The 13,775-nt window shown below is 62.7% G+C and carries 15 protein-coding genes; 7 read left to right on the top strand and 8 right to left on the bottom strand.

The annotated features are described in order from the left end of the window. Window positions 1-10: 10 nt before the first annotated feature. From B5525_RS00150 to B5525_RS00160, 4 genes are all read left to right on the top strand, one after another. Window positions 11-1,156, top strand: a complete 1,146-nt coding sequence (locus tag B5525_RS00150; RefSeq protein ID WP_079563847.1) for an acyl-CoA dehydrogenase family protein — start codon at window positions 11-13, stop codon at window positions 1,154-1,156. Between the two features lie 63 nt (window positions 1,157-1,219). Beyond that, the gene (locus tag B5525_RS45995; RefSeq protein ID WP_244567781.1) at window positions 1,220-1,393 is read left to right on the top strand and encodes an enoyl-CoA hydratase/isomerase family protein; all 174 of its coding nucleotides are present in this window, start codon (window positions 1,220-1,222) and stop codon (window positions 1,391-1,393) included. Continuing rightward, window positions 1,384-2,028 carry an enoyl-CoA hydratase/isomerase family protein gene (locus B5525_RS00155; protein WP_244567782.1) on the top strand — a complete coding sequence of 215 codons (645 nt, stop codon included), beginning with the start codon at window positions 1,384-1,386 and terminating at the stop codon, window positions 2,026-2,028. The genes B5525_RS45995 and B5525_RS00155 overlap by 10 nt, the downstream gene beginning before the upstream one ends. A 33-nt stretch (window positions 2,029-2,061) precedes the next feature. Next, entirely contained in the window at window positions 2,062-3,162 is a 1,101-nt protein-coding gene (locus tag B5525_RS00160; RefSeq protein WP_079563849.1) for an NAD(P)H-dependent flavin oxidoreductase, read from the top strand. Between the two features lie 67 nt (window positions 3,163-3,229). Here B5525_RS00160 and B5525_RS00165 read toward each other — a convergent pair whose 3' ends face one another. From B5525_RS00165 to B5525_RS00185, 4 genes are all read right to left on the bottom strand, one after another. Then, entirely contained in the window at window positions 3,230-4,702 is a 1,473-nt protein-coding gene (locus B5525_RS00165; RefSeq protein WP_079563851.1) for a GH1 family beta-glucosidase, read from the bottom strand. A 57-nt stretch (window positions 4,703-4,759) separates the two neighbouring features. After that, on the bottom strand, window positions 4,760-5,734 hold the full coding sequence (locus B5525_RS00170) for a glycoside hydrolase family 16 protein (RefSeq protein WP_425305249.1): 975 nt from the start codon (window positions 5,732-5,734) through the stop codon (window positions 4,760-4,762). A 213-nt stretch (window positions 5,735-5,947) separates the two neighbouring features. Further along, window positions 5,948-6,487 carry a nucleoside 2-deoxyribosyltransferase gene (locus tag B5525_RS00180; RefSeq protein WP_079563854.1) on the bottom strand — a complete coding sequence of 180 codons (540 nt, stop codon included), beginning with the start codon at window positions 6,485-6,487 and terminating at the stop codon, window positions 5,948-5,950. A 25-nt stretch (window positions 6,488-6,512) separates the two neighbouring features. Next, the gene (locus B5525_RS00185) at window positions 6,513-8,006 is read right to left on the bottom strand and encodes a serine hydrolase domain-containing protein (RefSeq protein WP_244567783.1); all 1,494 of its coding nucleotides are present in this window, start codon (window positions 8,004-8,006) and stop codon (window positions 6,513-6,515) included. Between B5525_RS00185 and B5525_RS00195 the strand changes: the two genes are divergently transcribed. Then, complete coding sequence (locus B5525_RS00195; RefSeq protein ID WP_079563860.1) at window positions 7,921-9,141, top strand: acyltransferase family protein; 1,221 nt, start codon at window positions 7,921-7,923, stop codon at window positions 9,139-9,141. The genes B5525_RS00185 and B5525_RS00195 overlap by 86 nt on opposite strands. A 51-nt stretch (window positions 9,142-9,192) precedes the next feature. Here the strand turns inward: B5525_RS00195 and B5525_RS00200 are convergent, their stop codons facing one another. From B5525_RS00200 to B5525_RS00210, 3 genes are all read right to left on the bottom strand, one after another. Next, a complete protein-coding gene (locus B5525_RS00200; protein ID WP_079563861.1) occupies window positions 9,193-9,852 on the bottom strand; it encodes an HD domain-containing protein in 660 nt (219 codons plus the stop codon). Window positions 9,853-10,073: 221 nt separating this feature from the next. After that, a complete protein-coding gene (locus tag B5525_RS00205; protein WP_079563863.1) occupies window positions 10,074-10,952 on the bottom strand; it encodes a LysR family transcriptional regulator in 879 nt (292 codons plus the stop codon). Window positions 10,953-10,959: 7 nt separating this feature from the next. Continuing rightward, a complete protein-coding gene (locus B5525_RS00210) occupies window positions 10,960-12,042 on the bottom strand; it encodes a YeiH family protein (RefSeq protein ID WP_079572730.1) in 1,083 nt (360 codons plus the stop codon). Window positions 12,043-12,296: 254 nt separating this feature from the next. Here B5525_RS00210 and B5525_RS00215 point away from each other — a divergent pair, with 254 nt between their 5' ends. After that, window positions 12,297-12,563, top strand: coding sequence for a hypothetical protein (locus B5525_RS00215; RefSeq protein ID WP_079563865.1), 267 nt, complete (start codon window positions 12,297-12,299; stop codon window positions 12,561-12,563). Between the two features lie 144 nt (window positions 12,564-12,707). Further along, entirely contained in the window at window positions 12,708-12,962 is a 255-nt protein-coding gene (locus tag B5525_RS00220) for a hypothetical protein (RefSeq protein WP_244567784.1), read from the top strand. A 54-nt stretch (window positions 12,963-13,016) separates the two neighbouring features. Here the strand turns inward: B5525_RS00220 and B5525_RS00225 are convergent, their stop codons facing one another. Next, window positions 13,017-13,772 (bottom strand): transglutaminase-like cysteine peptidase, encoded by a 756-nt coding sequence (locus B5525_RS00225; RefSeq protein WP_079563867.1) that lies wholly within the window; start codon window positions 13,770-13,772, stop codon window positions 13,017-13,019. Window positions 13,773-13,775: the final 3 nt, after the last annotated feature.

Raw genomic sequence — 13,775 nt, forward strand, 5'->3', positions numbered from 1 at the left:
GATACCGCCCATGCCCGCGAACATCGATCAGGGCGAACTCGACCTGTTTCGCGCGACCGTGCACCGCTTTCTGTCCGAAGAAGTGGCCCCCAACGCCGACGCGTGGCGGGCAAGGGGCTACATCGATCGCGATCTGTGGCGCAAGGCAGGCTCCCTTGGGCTGCTGTGCGCCAGCGTGCCGGAGGAGTACGGCGGCGGCGGCGGCTCCTTCTGGCACGAGGCCGTCATCATCGAGGAACTGGCGCGCATCGCGTTCCCCGATTTCAGCATCCCGCTGCAGAACGTGATCCTGGCGCCGTACTTCGTCCAGTACGCCACCGAGGAGCAAAAGCGCCGATGGTTGCCGCGGATGGTCCGCGGCGACCTCGTGGCCGCGCTCGCCATGAGCGAGCCCGGCGCCGGATCGGACGTGCGGGCCATTCGAACGCATGCGCGCCGCGACGGGGATGAGTACGTCGTCAACGGACAGAAGACGTTCATCACGCATGGTCACACCGCCGACCTGATCTGCCTTGCGGTCAAGACCGACACAAGCGACGACAACGGCGTTCGCGGCTTCAGCCTGCTCGTGATCGAAACCGAGACAACGCCGGGGTTTCGACGCGGCCGCCGATTGGACAAGGTCGGCCTCAAGGCGCAGGACACGGCGGAGCTCTTCTTCGACGACGCGCGCGTGCCGGCAGGCAATTTGCTCGGAGGCGTGGAGGGCCGCGGATTCTATCAGTTGATGGAACAACTCGCGAAGGAACGCATCAACATCGCCATGCAGGCACTTGCCCTGACCGAGGCAGCCCTCACCGAGACGATCGCCTACGTGAAGCAGCGCATGATCTTCGGCAAGCGCCTGATGGATTTCCAGAATACGCGAATGGTTCTGGCGGAGGCGAAGACGGCAGCCTCCGTCACGCGCACCTTTGTCGAAAGCTGCATCGAGAAGCTGGTCACCGGGACGCTCGATCCGGAAACCGCCGCGATGGCGAAATGGTGGGCGACCGACAAGCAGTGCGAGATCATCGACGATTGCGTTCAGCTGCATGGCGGCTACGGCTACATGCTCGAATATCCGGTTGCGCGGATGTGGACGGACGGACGCATCCAGAAGATCTGGGGCGGCTCCAACGAACTCATGAAGGATCTCATCGCCCGCGCGCTCTGAAGGCGGCGGGGCGCGCTCCCTCGCCTCCACTATCCAGATGTTCTCTCACCCGTGGAAACCAAGATGTCCCGTTACGCCAGGTACGAATGCATGAAGATCGAGGTGGCCGACAAGGTCGCAACGGTGACGCTCAACAGGCCGGAAGCGCGCAATGCCATCAATCAGAAATTGATAAGGGAATTGCGTTCGATCTGGGACGATTTGCCGACGATCATGCGGTCAGCGCCGTGGTACTGACCGGGGCCGGCGATTTCTTCAGCGTCGGCGGCGATGTGAAGGCGATGTCCGAGCGACCCGGCGGCGACGTTCTGGAGGAAGGCGAGGTGCATGATCCCATGATCAGCCGCCGCGGCGTCAGCCGGCAGCTCGAACTGGACAAGCCCATCATCGCCGCGATCAATGGCGATGCGATCGGTCTCGCGGCGACGCACGCGCTGCTGTGCGACATCACCGTGATGGCCGAAGACGCACGCATCGGCGACACGCATGTTTCACGCGTCGGCCTGGTGGCCGGCGACGGCGGCACCGTGATCTGGCCGCTGCTTGTCGGCGTCAACAAGGCCAAGGAATTCCTGATCCGCGGCACGCTGCTCAACGGCAGGGAAGCCGAACGAATCGGTCTCGTGAATCACCTGGCGCCGCGATCGGAAGTGCTGGCCAAGGCACGCTCTATCGCACTCGAACTCGCGAACGGCCCGACCTGGGCGATCCGCTGGACCAAGCTGTCGATCAACCAGGTCATCAAGGAGCGCGTCAATCTGCTTCTGGAGGCGAGCATGGCGCTCGAACAGGTGACTTTCGATACCGCCGACCACAAGGAAGCGACGACGTCGTTAAAGGAAAAGCGAAAACCGAAGTTTGGACAGGGCTAGTTCCATATCGCATCTCGAAGCCTGAGAGGTCCCATGCGAAACCGCTTGACGGAAATGTTCGGCATCGACGTCCCGATCTTTGCCTTTACGCATAAACCCGAAGTCGCGATCGAAGTGACCAATGCCGGCGGCATGGGCGCCCTGGCGGCGAGCTATTACCAGCCGGATGAACTCGAACGCATCCTCACCGATATGGACGAAAAGACCCGCGGCCGGCCGTACTGCATCGATGTGCTGTTTGCCAACAAGGTCGGCGACGTCGTGCCGATGTCGGAGCGCCTCAAGGCACTGCCGAAGGGCCATCTCGACTTCGTCGAGAAGATTCTCGATGACGCCGGAATCCCCCCGTTGCCGCCCGAGGTCGAGGCGGAATTGCTGCGCGACAAGCCGCCGGGCCGCGGTCACACCGAAGAAGGCATTCTCGAGGTCCTCGAGGTGGTGGTGAAGCACAAGCAGGCCAGATTTGTCCTGAGTGCGATGGGCGCCCCGCCCGCGCATGTGGTGGAGACGCTGCACAGCCGCGGCATCAAGGTCGGCGCCATGGCGGGCAGCGCCGAGCATGCGCTCAAGCACGTCCAGGCGGGTGTTGACCTGGTGGTGGCGCAGGGCAGCGAGGCCGGCGGCCACACCGGCACCATCTCCTCGATGGTGTTGTGGCCGGAGGTCGTCGACGCCGTCGCCCCCATTCCGGTGCTGGCTGCCGGCGGCGTCGGCAGCGGCCGGCACATTGCGGCGGCCTTCGCGCTCGGTGCGGAGGGTGTGTGGTGCGGAACGATCTGGCTCGGAGCCGTCGAAAGCGAATTGTCTCCCGACATGCGCAAGAAGTTCATCGCCGCCCGATCGCAGGATGCGATCCAGCGCAAATATGACACCGGCAAGCCGCTTCGGGTGCTGCGCAGCAAGTGGACCGACGCGTGGGACGCTCCCGGAGCGCCCGAGCCGCTCCCCCTTCCCGCTCAAAAGCTCCTTGTCATCCCCGCGCTGAAGCGGCTCGAGCTGGCCAATGCGGTGGACTACATGGGCTACATGTCCGGACAGATCGTCGGGCGGATCAAGAAGGAGCAGACCATCCGCGAGATCGTGGAAGACATGAAAGCGGAGTTCCAGCAGGCGATGGACAGGCTCGGACGGTAGCTAGCCAACGCGGACTGCCGCACGAGAACGCGGCCCGATGCGCAAAGGGGAAATGAACGGCGTCGCTTTAAATCCCGATCGCGTTGCGGGCGATGACGTCCCTGTAGAACGATACGCTCAGCTTGGGCACGCGGCCCTGGGTGTCGAAATCCACCCGGTACAGCCCGAAGCGCTTTTCGAATCCGAAAATCCATTCGAAATTGTCCATCAGGCTCCACAGGAAATAGCCGCGAACCGGCACGCCCTCGGCGGTGGCGCGCTGCAGCTGCGTCAGATAGTTGCGCAGGAAACTGATGCGATCGAGGTCGTAGACCTTGCCGTCGGCGGCCAGCTCGTCAGACGAAGACGTGCCGTTCTCGCTGATGTAGATCGTATCGATCTTCCAGACCTTTGCCGCCAGTCGCGGCACCCAGTAGATGGTTTCGGGGCCGATCCTGAGCCACTCGGAATTCATATGTGGAAACGAGGCCGGAAAGGGCAGCACGTCAAAACCCGGCGCGCGGTCGGATGCGACCACGTAGAACTGCGGCGCGTAGATGTTGAGGCCGACGAAGTCGTTCGGCGAGGAGATGATCTTCAGCTCTTCCGCGGTGAATTTGGGGGCGTCCGCGCCGGCATAGGCGAGGAAGGCGTCGGTATATTTTCCCTCCAGGATCACGCCCAGGAAGCCGGCGTTCAACTCGCGGGTCGCGATCTCGGCGGCGCGGATATTTTCGGGCGTGTCGATCGCGGGCACGCAGGCCGCGATGTTCTCGGCCATCCCGACCCTGGTGCCCGCGCGCGCCTTGGCGCGGATCGCCTGCACGGCCAGACCGTGCGCCAGCGCCACGTGGTGGCGGACCTGGTTCACCTCGGCCTGCGGCAATTTGAGGCCGGGGGCGTCGATGTTCCAGCCATAGCCGAAATTCACGAACCTTCCGGGTTCATTGACCGTGAAGAAATTCCTGACGCGATCGCTCAGGCGCTCCGCCACGTAGCCGGCGTAATCCCCGAATGCCTTCGACGTCGCGCTCGACTGCCATCCGCCGACGCGATCCTGCAGCGCCTGGGGCAAATCCCAGTGATACAGCGTCGCATAGGGCTCGATGCCATTGGCCAGCAGTTCATCCACGAGGCGGTTGTAGAAGTCGAGGCCCTTGGGGTTCGGCGCGCCCGCGCCTTGCGGAAACACCCGTGGCCACGCGATTGAAAACCGATATGCCTTGACGCCGAGATCCCGGATCAGGCGGACGTCTTCCTTGTAGCGGTGGTAGTGATCGTTGGCGCGGTCGCCGTTGCTATGATCCGCGATCCGGCCCGGCGTATGGGCAAAGGTGTCCCAGATCGAGCGGCCGCGGCCGTCTTCGTCGACGGCGCCCTCGATCTGATACGCCGATGTGGCCGTGCCCCAGACGAATCCGTCGGGGAAACCGGCGCCGGCGTTTTGGTCCAGCGCCGGCTTGGGCTGGCCGCCGGCCGGTTTGGCGGGCGTCGACGCGAGGCCGAGGGCGGAGAAGCCAGCGAGCTTGGCAAAGCGCCGGCGCGAGAACCTACCGAACATCGATTACTCCCGGCTTTCGTTGCTCGGCATCACCCGGTTGCTAAGGCACAATGACTATCATGGATCGATTTGATAGGCGGAAATCCTGTCGATCTGGAATTCGACCACCTGCGGAGATTCGGCATCGACGAACCCGACGCCTTGAAAATATTTCGCGCCCATCGCGAGATTCACGATCATGTACATCGGATCGTCGAAGCCGACCGGCACCTTGATATCCGATACCGGCCTGCGGTCGATGTAATAGACGAGGCGGTCGTTGGTCCAGAGCACGCCGTAATCGTGGAAATCGTTCGATGCGTCCGGCACCAGGAAGTCGAAGCCGCAGGACTGCACCGATCCGGCAGGCCGGATCCGCCAATGCGTCGTCATCACCATGTCGCCGACCTTCTGCCCGCGTCCTTCCAGCACGTCGATTTCGGGAGGCCAGCCGCCATCGTCCGCGAGCAGCCAGAACGCGGGCCACACGCCGGTGCCGACCGGTATCTTCGAGCGGATCTCGAAATATCCGAACTTCTGCGTGAACTGGCCCTGGGTGGTGAGAATGCCCGAGATATATTCATTGTTGAAAAGCACGGGCTTGAGCGCGGTGGGGGTCCGGGTGGCGATGATCGACAGGATTCCGCCTCGAACCTTGAAAGGATCGAGCCCGAGCGGCGTATTGGCCCGTCCACCGTAGCGCGGATCCACGTAGATCTGCTGCTCGCCGTTCCAGCTGTCCTTTCGCTTGAAGTCGGAGCCGTCTCCTCCCCAATAGCGTGCGTCCGGCCAGGCCGCGCCGCCGGCGTAGTGCGGCACCCACCTTCCCGTCGCCAGCGGATGCGCGTCGAAATCGTCGTGAAAGGTCCGGTGCAGGGACACGGCCGCAAGGGGACTCGGATCCATGGGATCAAAGCGGCGGCAGAGTTCGTCCGGCGGCGTATTCCTGACCGGCAACCAAAGCCGGTTCGGCGCCGTCGTGAGATCGGTTTGCGCGAATGCCGGCGCCAGCATGGCGAAAAGGCCGATGGCTGCAAGGACTCCCGGCTTCAATTTATCGACCCGGTGCGCATCGGGGCGGCGCGGCGGCCATTGATAGGCCGGCGACAGCGCCGAAAGACAGGGAGTTAGCCATCGGGCCTTTTCCTATGCGGTCGCCCCAGTCCATGCCTGCCGGAGCCTCAAGCGCAGTTGCGGGTATCGGAATCCAGATCATGCGGATGTAGGGAGCCAGGTCCCGGCGTTCCAGCCCGGAAGCAATCATGGTCAGTTGGCAAAATATCGTGCCGCCGCCTCGACGCAGGTCTCGAATACGTCGAGCGCATCGAGGCCGCGCGTCTTGTCGTCGGTTGGAAGAAAGACCGGATATCCGCCGCTCTGGACCGCTCCGACGATCATGAGATTGTCCGGCAAATGGAAACCCTCGATGCCGAATTCCGCATGCTCCGCGCCGAACTGTCGGCGCATGCGGGATTCGAAATTTTCGCTGCTGTTCGAATAACCGAAGATCGGCTTGCCTCTTCCGAGGAACCAGCCGACCTCGATCAGCGTGCCCGAATCGGCGGATGCGCCCGCGAACGGCGTGAGGTTGGCGATGATGATGTCGCTTTGCTCCATCATCGCGACGTCCTTTTCGTAAATCGTCCGCCAGGCCTCCTGTTCGGTGGCGACCGTTTCGGCATCTTCGTTGAGCGGCGGCAAACCGTGCAAACCCCATCGCCGGCAGATCTCCACCTTCGTTGCGGCATGCGCGACCGCATTGGGAAGAAACACGTCCGGGCCTGCCAGGTAGGCTATCGTTGTCATGGACCCTCCATTCATGGGCGCCGAATTATTCCCGCACCGCGGCGATGATGACCCCGAGCATGTCGAGTGCCGCCGTGCCCTGGCGCGGATCGGTGTAGAGTCCCGATGTCGAGGTGACCACGAGATCCAGGGTGGGCACGATGAAGATGCGCTGTCCGCCGAGGCCCATTGCCGAGATCCACGGCACCTCCTGCCCGCCCGACAAGGTGCGGCCGAGCCACCAGAACCTGCCATAAAAGAACAGGCCGCCGAAATAGCCGAGGGCTTGAAAGCGCGGTACGACCGATTGCTCTATCCAGTCGGCGGGCACGATACTAGCGCCCTGCCACACTCCCTTGTTCAGCACGAGCTGACCGATCTTCGTTGCATCGCGCGGGCGAAGGCGCAGCCCTGCCGCCGCCGATACCTTGCCGTTCCGATAGGTCTGCCACTCGAAATCGGTAATTCCAAGCGGCGCGAACAGCGCGTCGCGCGCGAAGGCGTCGAGAGATTGCCCGGATTGTCGGGCGAGGATCGTCCCGAGCAAATCCACCCCGCCGCCATTGTAATTCCACCGCGTGCCGGGGGTCGTAACGATGGGCTTCGAGAAAACATAGCGTATCGGATCGGCCTCCGAGCCGAGATAGGGTTCATCGTTTTTCGGATCGGTCCAGGCCCGGTTCTCGTCCCACGATATGCCCGACGACATCGTGAGCAGGTCACCCAGCCTGACTCCGGCCCATCCTTCCCCGGCGGTTGAAGCCATCTCCGGAAAGAATGGAAGCGCCGGGGCATCCACGCCATCGATCAGCCTGCGGTCAATCGCAATTCCCGTCAGCAAGGAAACGATGCTCTTGGAGACCGAGCGCATGTCGTGTTTCATCGTCGCGTCAAATTCGTAGCGCTTGTCGTCATACCCCCAGGGCTCGTCGTAGCCGGCGAAATACCGCTCAAACACCAGCCGGCCGTGGCGCGCGACGACAACGCTGTGCACGTCGTCCGCCTCCCGCAGCCTGTCGGCCAGCCCGCACAATCGCGAACGATCGAATCCCAGCGCCTCGGGCGTGTCGATCGGCCAACCGTCATCGAGGGCAAGGGGAACGCCGCACGAAGGTGACATTTGCGCCTTGGCCTCCGGGGTTGTCAGGGCGGCGACACCAAGTATCGGGATAACCAGAAGGCCCACGGCAAGCGTGCATGCGGTACGGTTCATGAACCACTTCCCAATCAACGACAGAACTTTTCGCGCCGAAAGCTTCCGGCGGCAAGGGCGCTCGGCAAAGAAACCCGCATCGCATGCATGCGGCAGAGCGCCGACACGATCCGGTTCGGGTGAAAGACCGGCTTGTGGCCGACGTGCGGGCAAAAAAAGAACTTGATTTCCGGGCAGCAGCCCCCGAACGTCCGGGCAAGCGCGGGTAGCAATTTGCGCCTCATGGGCATCTGGGGGTGTGATGGCGGAATTTGGCGGCGGCCCTGTCGCACCGGAACGGTTGCATGCTCTCGACGCGGTCAGAGGGTTCGCCTTGCTGCTCGGCATCGTCCTGCACGCGACCCTGTCGTTCGTTCCGACGACCACCCGGTTCTGGATCATCCAGGACAGTCATCCCAGTACGACGCTCGCGGTGCTGTTCTTTGTCATCCACGTGTTTCGGATGACGACCTTCTTCCTGATCGCCGGCTTCTTCGCCCATATGAGTTTTCATCGCCGCGGCGCATGGGGCTTCAGCAGGGACCGTTTGCAGCGCATCGCGGTGCCGTTGCTGGTCGGCTGGCCCATCTTGTTCGCTGCGATGAGTTTTGTCGTGTTCTGGGCCGCCAGCTTCGCCCATGGCGGTGTTCCGCCGGGGCCACGAAACTGGCCGCCGGTGCTGCCGCGATTTCCCCTTACCCATCTCTGGTTTCTCTACGTGCTGCTGGAATTCTACACCGCCGTGCTGCTGCTGCGCCTCGTCACGGTCCGGCTCGACGAGAGCGGCCGCCATCGGGCCGGCGTCGACCGCCTCATCGCCCTGGTGATGCGCAGTCCGCTGGCTCCCGCGATCCTGGCGATACCGATCGGGATCGCATTCGGCGCCGATCCCAAATGGCTGATGTGGTACGGCGTGCGAACACCGGACCAATCCCTGGTCACCAACCTGCAGGCCGTGGTCGGCTTCGGTACGGCCTTCGGCGTCGGCTGGCTGCTGCATCGCCAGATTGATCTGATCCGGATTCTGGAGCGACGCTGGCTATCCAACGTCGTTGCCGCGACCATCTTGATCGCCGCCAGCCTGGCGCTTGCCGGCCTGCCGCCAAAGCCGATCGGCGATATCGTCACCAGGCTCGCGGGCTGCGCCTGCTATGCGCTGGCGATCTGGACCACGACCTTTGCCGTGATCGGTCTGGCGCTTCGCTTCCTGTCCGGCTTCAGCACTACGCGCCGCTATCTGGCCGACTCGTCCTACTGGCTCTATCTGATCCATTTGCCGATCGTGATGGCGCTGCAGGTCGCGGTCTCCCCGCTCGACTGGCCCTGGCCGCTGAAATTCGCGACGATTCTGCTGATCGCCCTTCCGGTCATGCTGGTCAGCTACCAAGTACTGGTACGCTACAGCGTCATCGGCGCGGTGCTGAACGGCCGCCGCACACGAATGCTTCCACAAGCCACCGAGTTAATTCGAAGCCAATCGTGACTTTCACGATTGCTGCGCCAGGCCTCGATCGATACCGCCGGGCTAGCCGGTTCACCCGCCCCAGGCGGATTCCCGGATCACGCTGCAGAAGTTGCCGCGGATAAAGTGAGGGTCCTTGTCGGCGAGCACGTCGGCCTTGACGTTGCCGAAAGTCGTCTCCGGCTTGTGCTTGATGCCGTCGTAGAAGGCCTGGATGATGTCTTCCTTGAAATGCGGGGTGCGCGGATGTTCATGCACCACCGCATCGCGCTCGGCGTCGCTGTATTCGGCATAGCTTAGCCCGAGCACATCCATTTCGACGCCCGCCGTAAGCAGGGCCACGACCGGGTGCATGTGCGAGGGGATGCCGGGCGTCGTGTGCAAGGCGATCGCGGTCCAGACCGTTTCGATATCCTGTTGCCCGATGCCGCGGCTGCGCAGGAAGTCACGGGCGGCATTCGCGCCATCGACTTCAAAGCGCTCTCCGGCGCTGCTGTGCCGAGGGGTCAGGCCCATGTCGTGGAACATCGCGCCCGCATAAAGCAGTTCAGGATCGTATCTCAGTCCGCGACGCTTGCCGGCCAGGGCGCCCCAGTAGTAGACGCGGCTCGAATGGTGAAACAGCAGCGACGTTTCGGTGTCGCGCACCAGCTCCGTTATTTCGCGCGCGAACTTGCTGTCGGGAGTTCTGATTCCCGCAAGATCGACATTGGTTTTGACATCGGTATTCATGCACGTCTCCTGCCGAATGCGTCAAGTCGTGGGTAGGTTCGCAGGCCATTGGCATCGACGCCATTAAATTTTGTGTTAGAGCATGATCCGGAAAAGTGGGTACCGGTTTTCCGAAAATATCATGCTCAAACAAAGCGATGAGATCATGATCCGATTCAATCTAATCGGATCATGATCTGGGGCGCGCTTCCATCGCGGAACCAGGCGGACCGGAAATTCGCCTACAGCCGGAACGCGGCAATCAGGGCTTTTTCCGCCCGGCTGGCGTAGCGTTCCTTGTGTCTCAGCATAAAGAACGGCCGCTTCGGCAGATCGATGTCGACGCGATGCAGCGTTCCCGCCGCCAGCGACTGCGACACCACCAGGTCCGAAATCACCGTGGCGCAGTCGCCGCATTCCACGGCGACGCGCAGCGCTTCGTTCGACGGCAATTCGAGCCGGATATCGAGGTCCGACAATCTGACGCCGAACTTCCTGAGCGCGGCCTCGAACATCGACCTGGTGCCGGAGCCGGGCTCGCGCAGCATCCAGCCCGTCCCGGTCAGCAGCTTCGGCGTGATGCGGGTTTTTCCGCTCCAGGGATGGTTCGGTCCGACCACGACGGCCAGCGTGTCGCCTTCCATTCTCCGAACCGAAAGCGATGGATCGTCCACCTCGCCCTCGACGAAGCCGAGGTCGGCGGCGCCCCGATGGACGAGCTCGGCGACCTCTTCGGTATTTCCCGTCGTGACGTGCAAATCGATGCCGGGATAGGCCTTCCGGAAGGTCTCGATGCGCTGCGGCAACCAGTAATTCGCAACGGTCTGGCTCGCGGCCAGGCTCAACGAGCCGCGCTTAAGGCCGGCCAGATCGTCCAGCACCTGCGCCGCGGCCTTGGCGCGGGCCACGACGGCGCGGGCCTCACCGAGAAAATCCCGCCCCGTCTGGGTCAGCACGATGCCGCGGCCGACGCGGTCGAACAGCTTGATCCCGTAACGGGCTTCGAGCGCCGCGATCGCGGAGCTCGTTGCCGATTGCGTCAGGTTCAGTTCGCCTGCGGCCCGCGTGACATGTTGCTGTTCGGCAACCGCAATGAAGATGCGAAGCTGTTCCAGGGTCATGGCAAACTCATCCCGTCAGTTTGATCAGCGTAAGGCTGAAGGCCGCAATGAACAAGAAGGCGAAGGCGCCGAGCAAAGCCGGCCGAAGGCCGCGCGATGCCAGTTTGCCGATGTCGGTTTCCAGTCCCATCGCGGCCAACGCGACCGACAGCAGAAAGGTCGTCGCAGCGACGATCCATGCCCTGGCGTCGGGCGGAATCGCAACCAGGCTGTTGATCCCGACCATGGCGACAAATCCGAGCACGAACCACGGCAGCGGCGGAAGCGCCGACGGCTTGCCTGCTTCCGGTGTTCGGCGTTTCGTGCCGCGCGCCGCCATGAAGCCGATCGCAATGACCATTGGCGCAAGCAGCATCACGCGCGATAATTTCGCGATCGTTCCAAACTCGCCGGCTTTTTGTCCATCCTGGAATGCCACGGCGACAACCTGCGCGATCTCGTGGATCGATGCGCCGGCCCAGAGCCCGAAGCTCTGGGGGTCGAGATGCACGAGACCGCGGAGAAGCGGATAGCTGAACATCGCCACCGAGCCGAAGACGGTGACGCAGGCGACCGAATAGGCGACGTCTTCGTCGTCGGCATTGGTGACGGTATTGGTGGCAATCACCGCCGACGCGCCGCAGATCGAGGTCCCGGCCGCGATCAGCTGCGCGAGTTTCGGCGCGACGCCGAGCCATTTCCCGGTCCAGATGGTGAAGGCGAAAGTGGCAAGCACCGACGCAGCGATGATCCCGAGGCCCCGGCCGCCGATCTCGATGACCTGGCTTGCCGTCAATTGAAGGCCGAGCAGGATGATGGCGAGACGAAGCAGCCGCCGCAGACCGAAGGTCACGCCCCGCTTGGCCCACGCCGCCGTGCCGACGATGTTGTGGTAGGCGATCCCGATCACCATCGACAGGATCAGCGGGCTGAACGTCGTCATCCCTGGCAGCATTCGAATTGCGAATGACGTTCCCGCCACCAGCGAGGTGAGCAAAAGGCCCGGCAGAATGCTGTGCACGCCGCGGGCCGGCCATCGCTGAGCGGCGGCTGGCGCGCGGGCGGCGTGGTTTAACGGTTCGGCTGCGTTGCTGGCTGAGATCAGGGTCACGAGCTGGCTCCATCTGGCTTCCAACCCACTATCGCGGTGCTCGCTACATCAATCCAACAGATAATAAGCGTCAAATCAATCGATTTTATAGATTTGACGTTCCGGCCTTCGCAGTGGCCGCTCGACGCCATCAATCATCGAAGGCATCGATCATAACGAACGAAATTATCCGTTGGAACGATCGGCGGGCGACGCCCACCTTGAACGGAAGAAACGATCAACCCCGATCGCAAAAGCCGAACAGGAGTTCCGCCATGACCCATACTGCTTCCAGAACCAACGCAATCCATTTCAAAACGATAGCCGGAGCATGTGCGGTCGCCGCCGTGCTGTTGGCCGGTTCGCCGGCGTTCGCGACACAGCTGGCGCGCCATGACGCCCACTGCGCCGCCTGCAGGCAGGACGCGGAGCCCCGCGATCACCGGCCATTCGGCACCAGCCCGTCGCATGAGATCGATGCGCCGCGTTTGAACCGGCACGCCACGCACCATGATTGGCCGGCCAACATGATCCTGGGATAACCCCGGCGGATCGATACAGCGCGCGACCGGAATGCCCCGGACGATCGCCGGTCCACCTCGGATTTCATTCGCTTTTTAGCGAATACAGATACCGGGATTTAAAGCCGCAGAGAGCAGAATCCTCGCTTTCAGTCAGGGGCATTCATGATCGACGAAAAAGTGAAAATCAAATGCACGAAATGCTCGCAGGTCTTCCGGGAACGGGCGCAAAGGATCCGCAACGGATTCCAGACCAATTGCCAGCACTGCAATCGGCTGATTACGTTTGATGTCAGTTCGGAAGATCGAAATATCCGCCGCGCCCTCATGAGCGCCAAGGAGATACGAGCGACGCTGGAAGCGCGGCCCAAGGCCGAAAGCGTGCCGCAAGCCTCGGCCGGCGATCGCAGCCAGTTCTAGATTGCCGCTGCCTTTCGTTTTCTTTGGCCTTGCACGAACGGCTGCCAGGATCGCCTAATGCAGGATCTGGCCGATAGCCCGCTCATTTCCGCGCGCGGCGCCCCCCGAGGCAGATGACGCGCCCGAGTAACGTTCGACACCATCGCGATCGATCAGAAATATCGGGCGGTAATAATCCCGCACCTGCTGGTCCCCGGCCATGGCCATATGCAGATTGTCCAGCATGAGCCAATTGCCATCGAGCCGCGCTGCGACAACGGCGTGGTCCTCGTCCCGGACGTCGTCCCGCAGGATGACGATCCGAAGGTCATCGGCGGAAACCCCTGCTTCCTGGAGCGCGACGAATTTTGCGATCGCGTAATCTTCGCAGTCGCCGGCGCCCCTGGCGAAGGTGGCGAGCGGCGGGCTCCAGACATCCTCGGCACCATAGAGCGCCAAATCGCTCATCGGCTTGACGGTGAGATTGATCGCGCGGTTGATCTCGCCCAGTCGGGCGCGACCCTGCAGGTTTCGCGCGCCGTCGACAATCGCCAGAAATCGAAGCGCTGTCCGCGATCGACAGGACGCACGGTCCTGGTCGCAAAGCCTTAGCACTCGCCGGTCATCGTCAACTTCGTGTTCAACGTCGAGCCACTTCTCCAGCAGCGTGCCCGTGGTCACCCTCGAGGTCGAAAGCCCGAATGGTTGATCGGCCCGGTCGACCGATGAAACCGGCGTTCCGGCCATCAGTTCCGTCGGCGGAAAGATCAGAGACAATCCCCACGCAAACAATACAGCATGCCAGGCGCTGCGAGCTACAACTCTCCACATGCG

It is taken from the genome of Bradyrhizobium erythrophlei, from assembly GCF_900129505.1.
In the GTDB taxonomy this organism is placed as follows: domain Bacteria; phylum Pseudomonadota; class Alphaproteobacteria; order Rhizobiales; family Xanthobacteraceae; genus Bradyrhizobium; species Bradyrhizobium erythrophlei_D.

Bases quoted from the DNA above. Each gene is read 5' to 3' on its own strand.
- B5525_RS00150 (WP_079563847.1), top strand. From the start codon at position 11: ATGCCCGCGAACATCGATCAGGGCGAACTCGACCTGTTTCGCGCGACC.
- B5525_RS45995 (WP_244567781.1), top strand. From the start codon at position 1,220: ATGTCCCGTTACGCCAGGTACGAATGCATGAAGATCGAGGTGGCCGAC.
- B5525_RS00160 (WP_079563849.1), top strand. From the start codon at position 2,062: ATGCGAAACCGCTTGACGGAAATGTTCGGCATCGACGTCCCGATCTTT.
- B5525_RS00165 (WP_079563851.1), bottom strand. From the start codon at position 4,702: ATGTTCGGTAGGTTCTCGCGCCGGCGCTTTGCCAAGCTCGCTGGCTTC.
- B5525_RS00180 (WP_079563854.1), bottom strand. From the start codon at position 6,487: ATGACAACGATAGCCTACCTGGCAGGCCCGGACGTGTTTCTTCCCAAT.
- B5525_RS00195 (WP_079563860.1), top strand. From the start codon at position 7,921: ATGGCGGAATTTGGCGGCGGCCCTGTCGCACCGGAACGGTTGCATGCT.
- B5525_RS00185 (WP_244567783.1), bottom strand. From the start codon at position 8,006: ATGCCGAGCAGCAAGGCGAACCCTCTGACCGCGTCGAGAGCATGCAAC.
- B5525_RS00200 (WP_079563861.1), bottom strand. From the start codon at position 9,852: ATGAATACCGATGTCAAAACCAATGTCGATCTTGCGGGAATCAGAACT.
- B5525_RS00205 (WP_079563863.1), bottom strand. From the start codon at position 10,952: ATGACCCTGGAACAGCTTCGCATCTTCATTGCGGTTGCCGAACAGCAA.
- B5525_RS00215 (WP_079563865.1), top strand. From the start codon at position 12,297: ATGACCCATACTGCTTCCAGAACCAACGCAATCCATTTCAAAACGATA.
- B5525_RS00220 (WP_244567784.1), top strand. From the start codon at position 12,708: ATGATCGACGAAAAAGTGAAAATCAAATGCACGAAATGCTCGCAGGTC.
- B5525_RS00225 (WP_079563867.1), bottom strand. From the start codon at position 13,772: ATGTGGAGAGTTGTAGCTCGCAGCGCCTGGCATGCTGTATTGTTTGCG.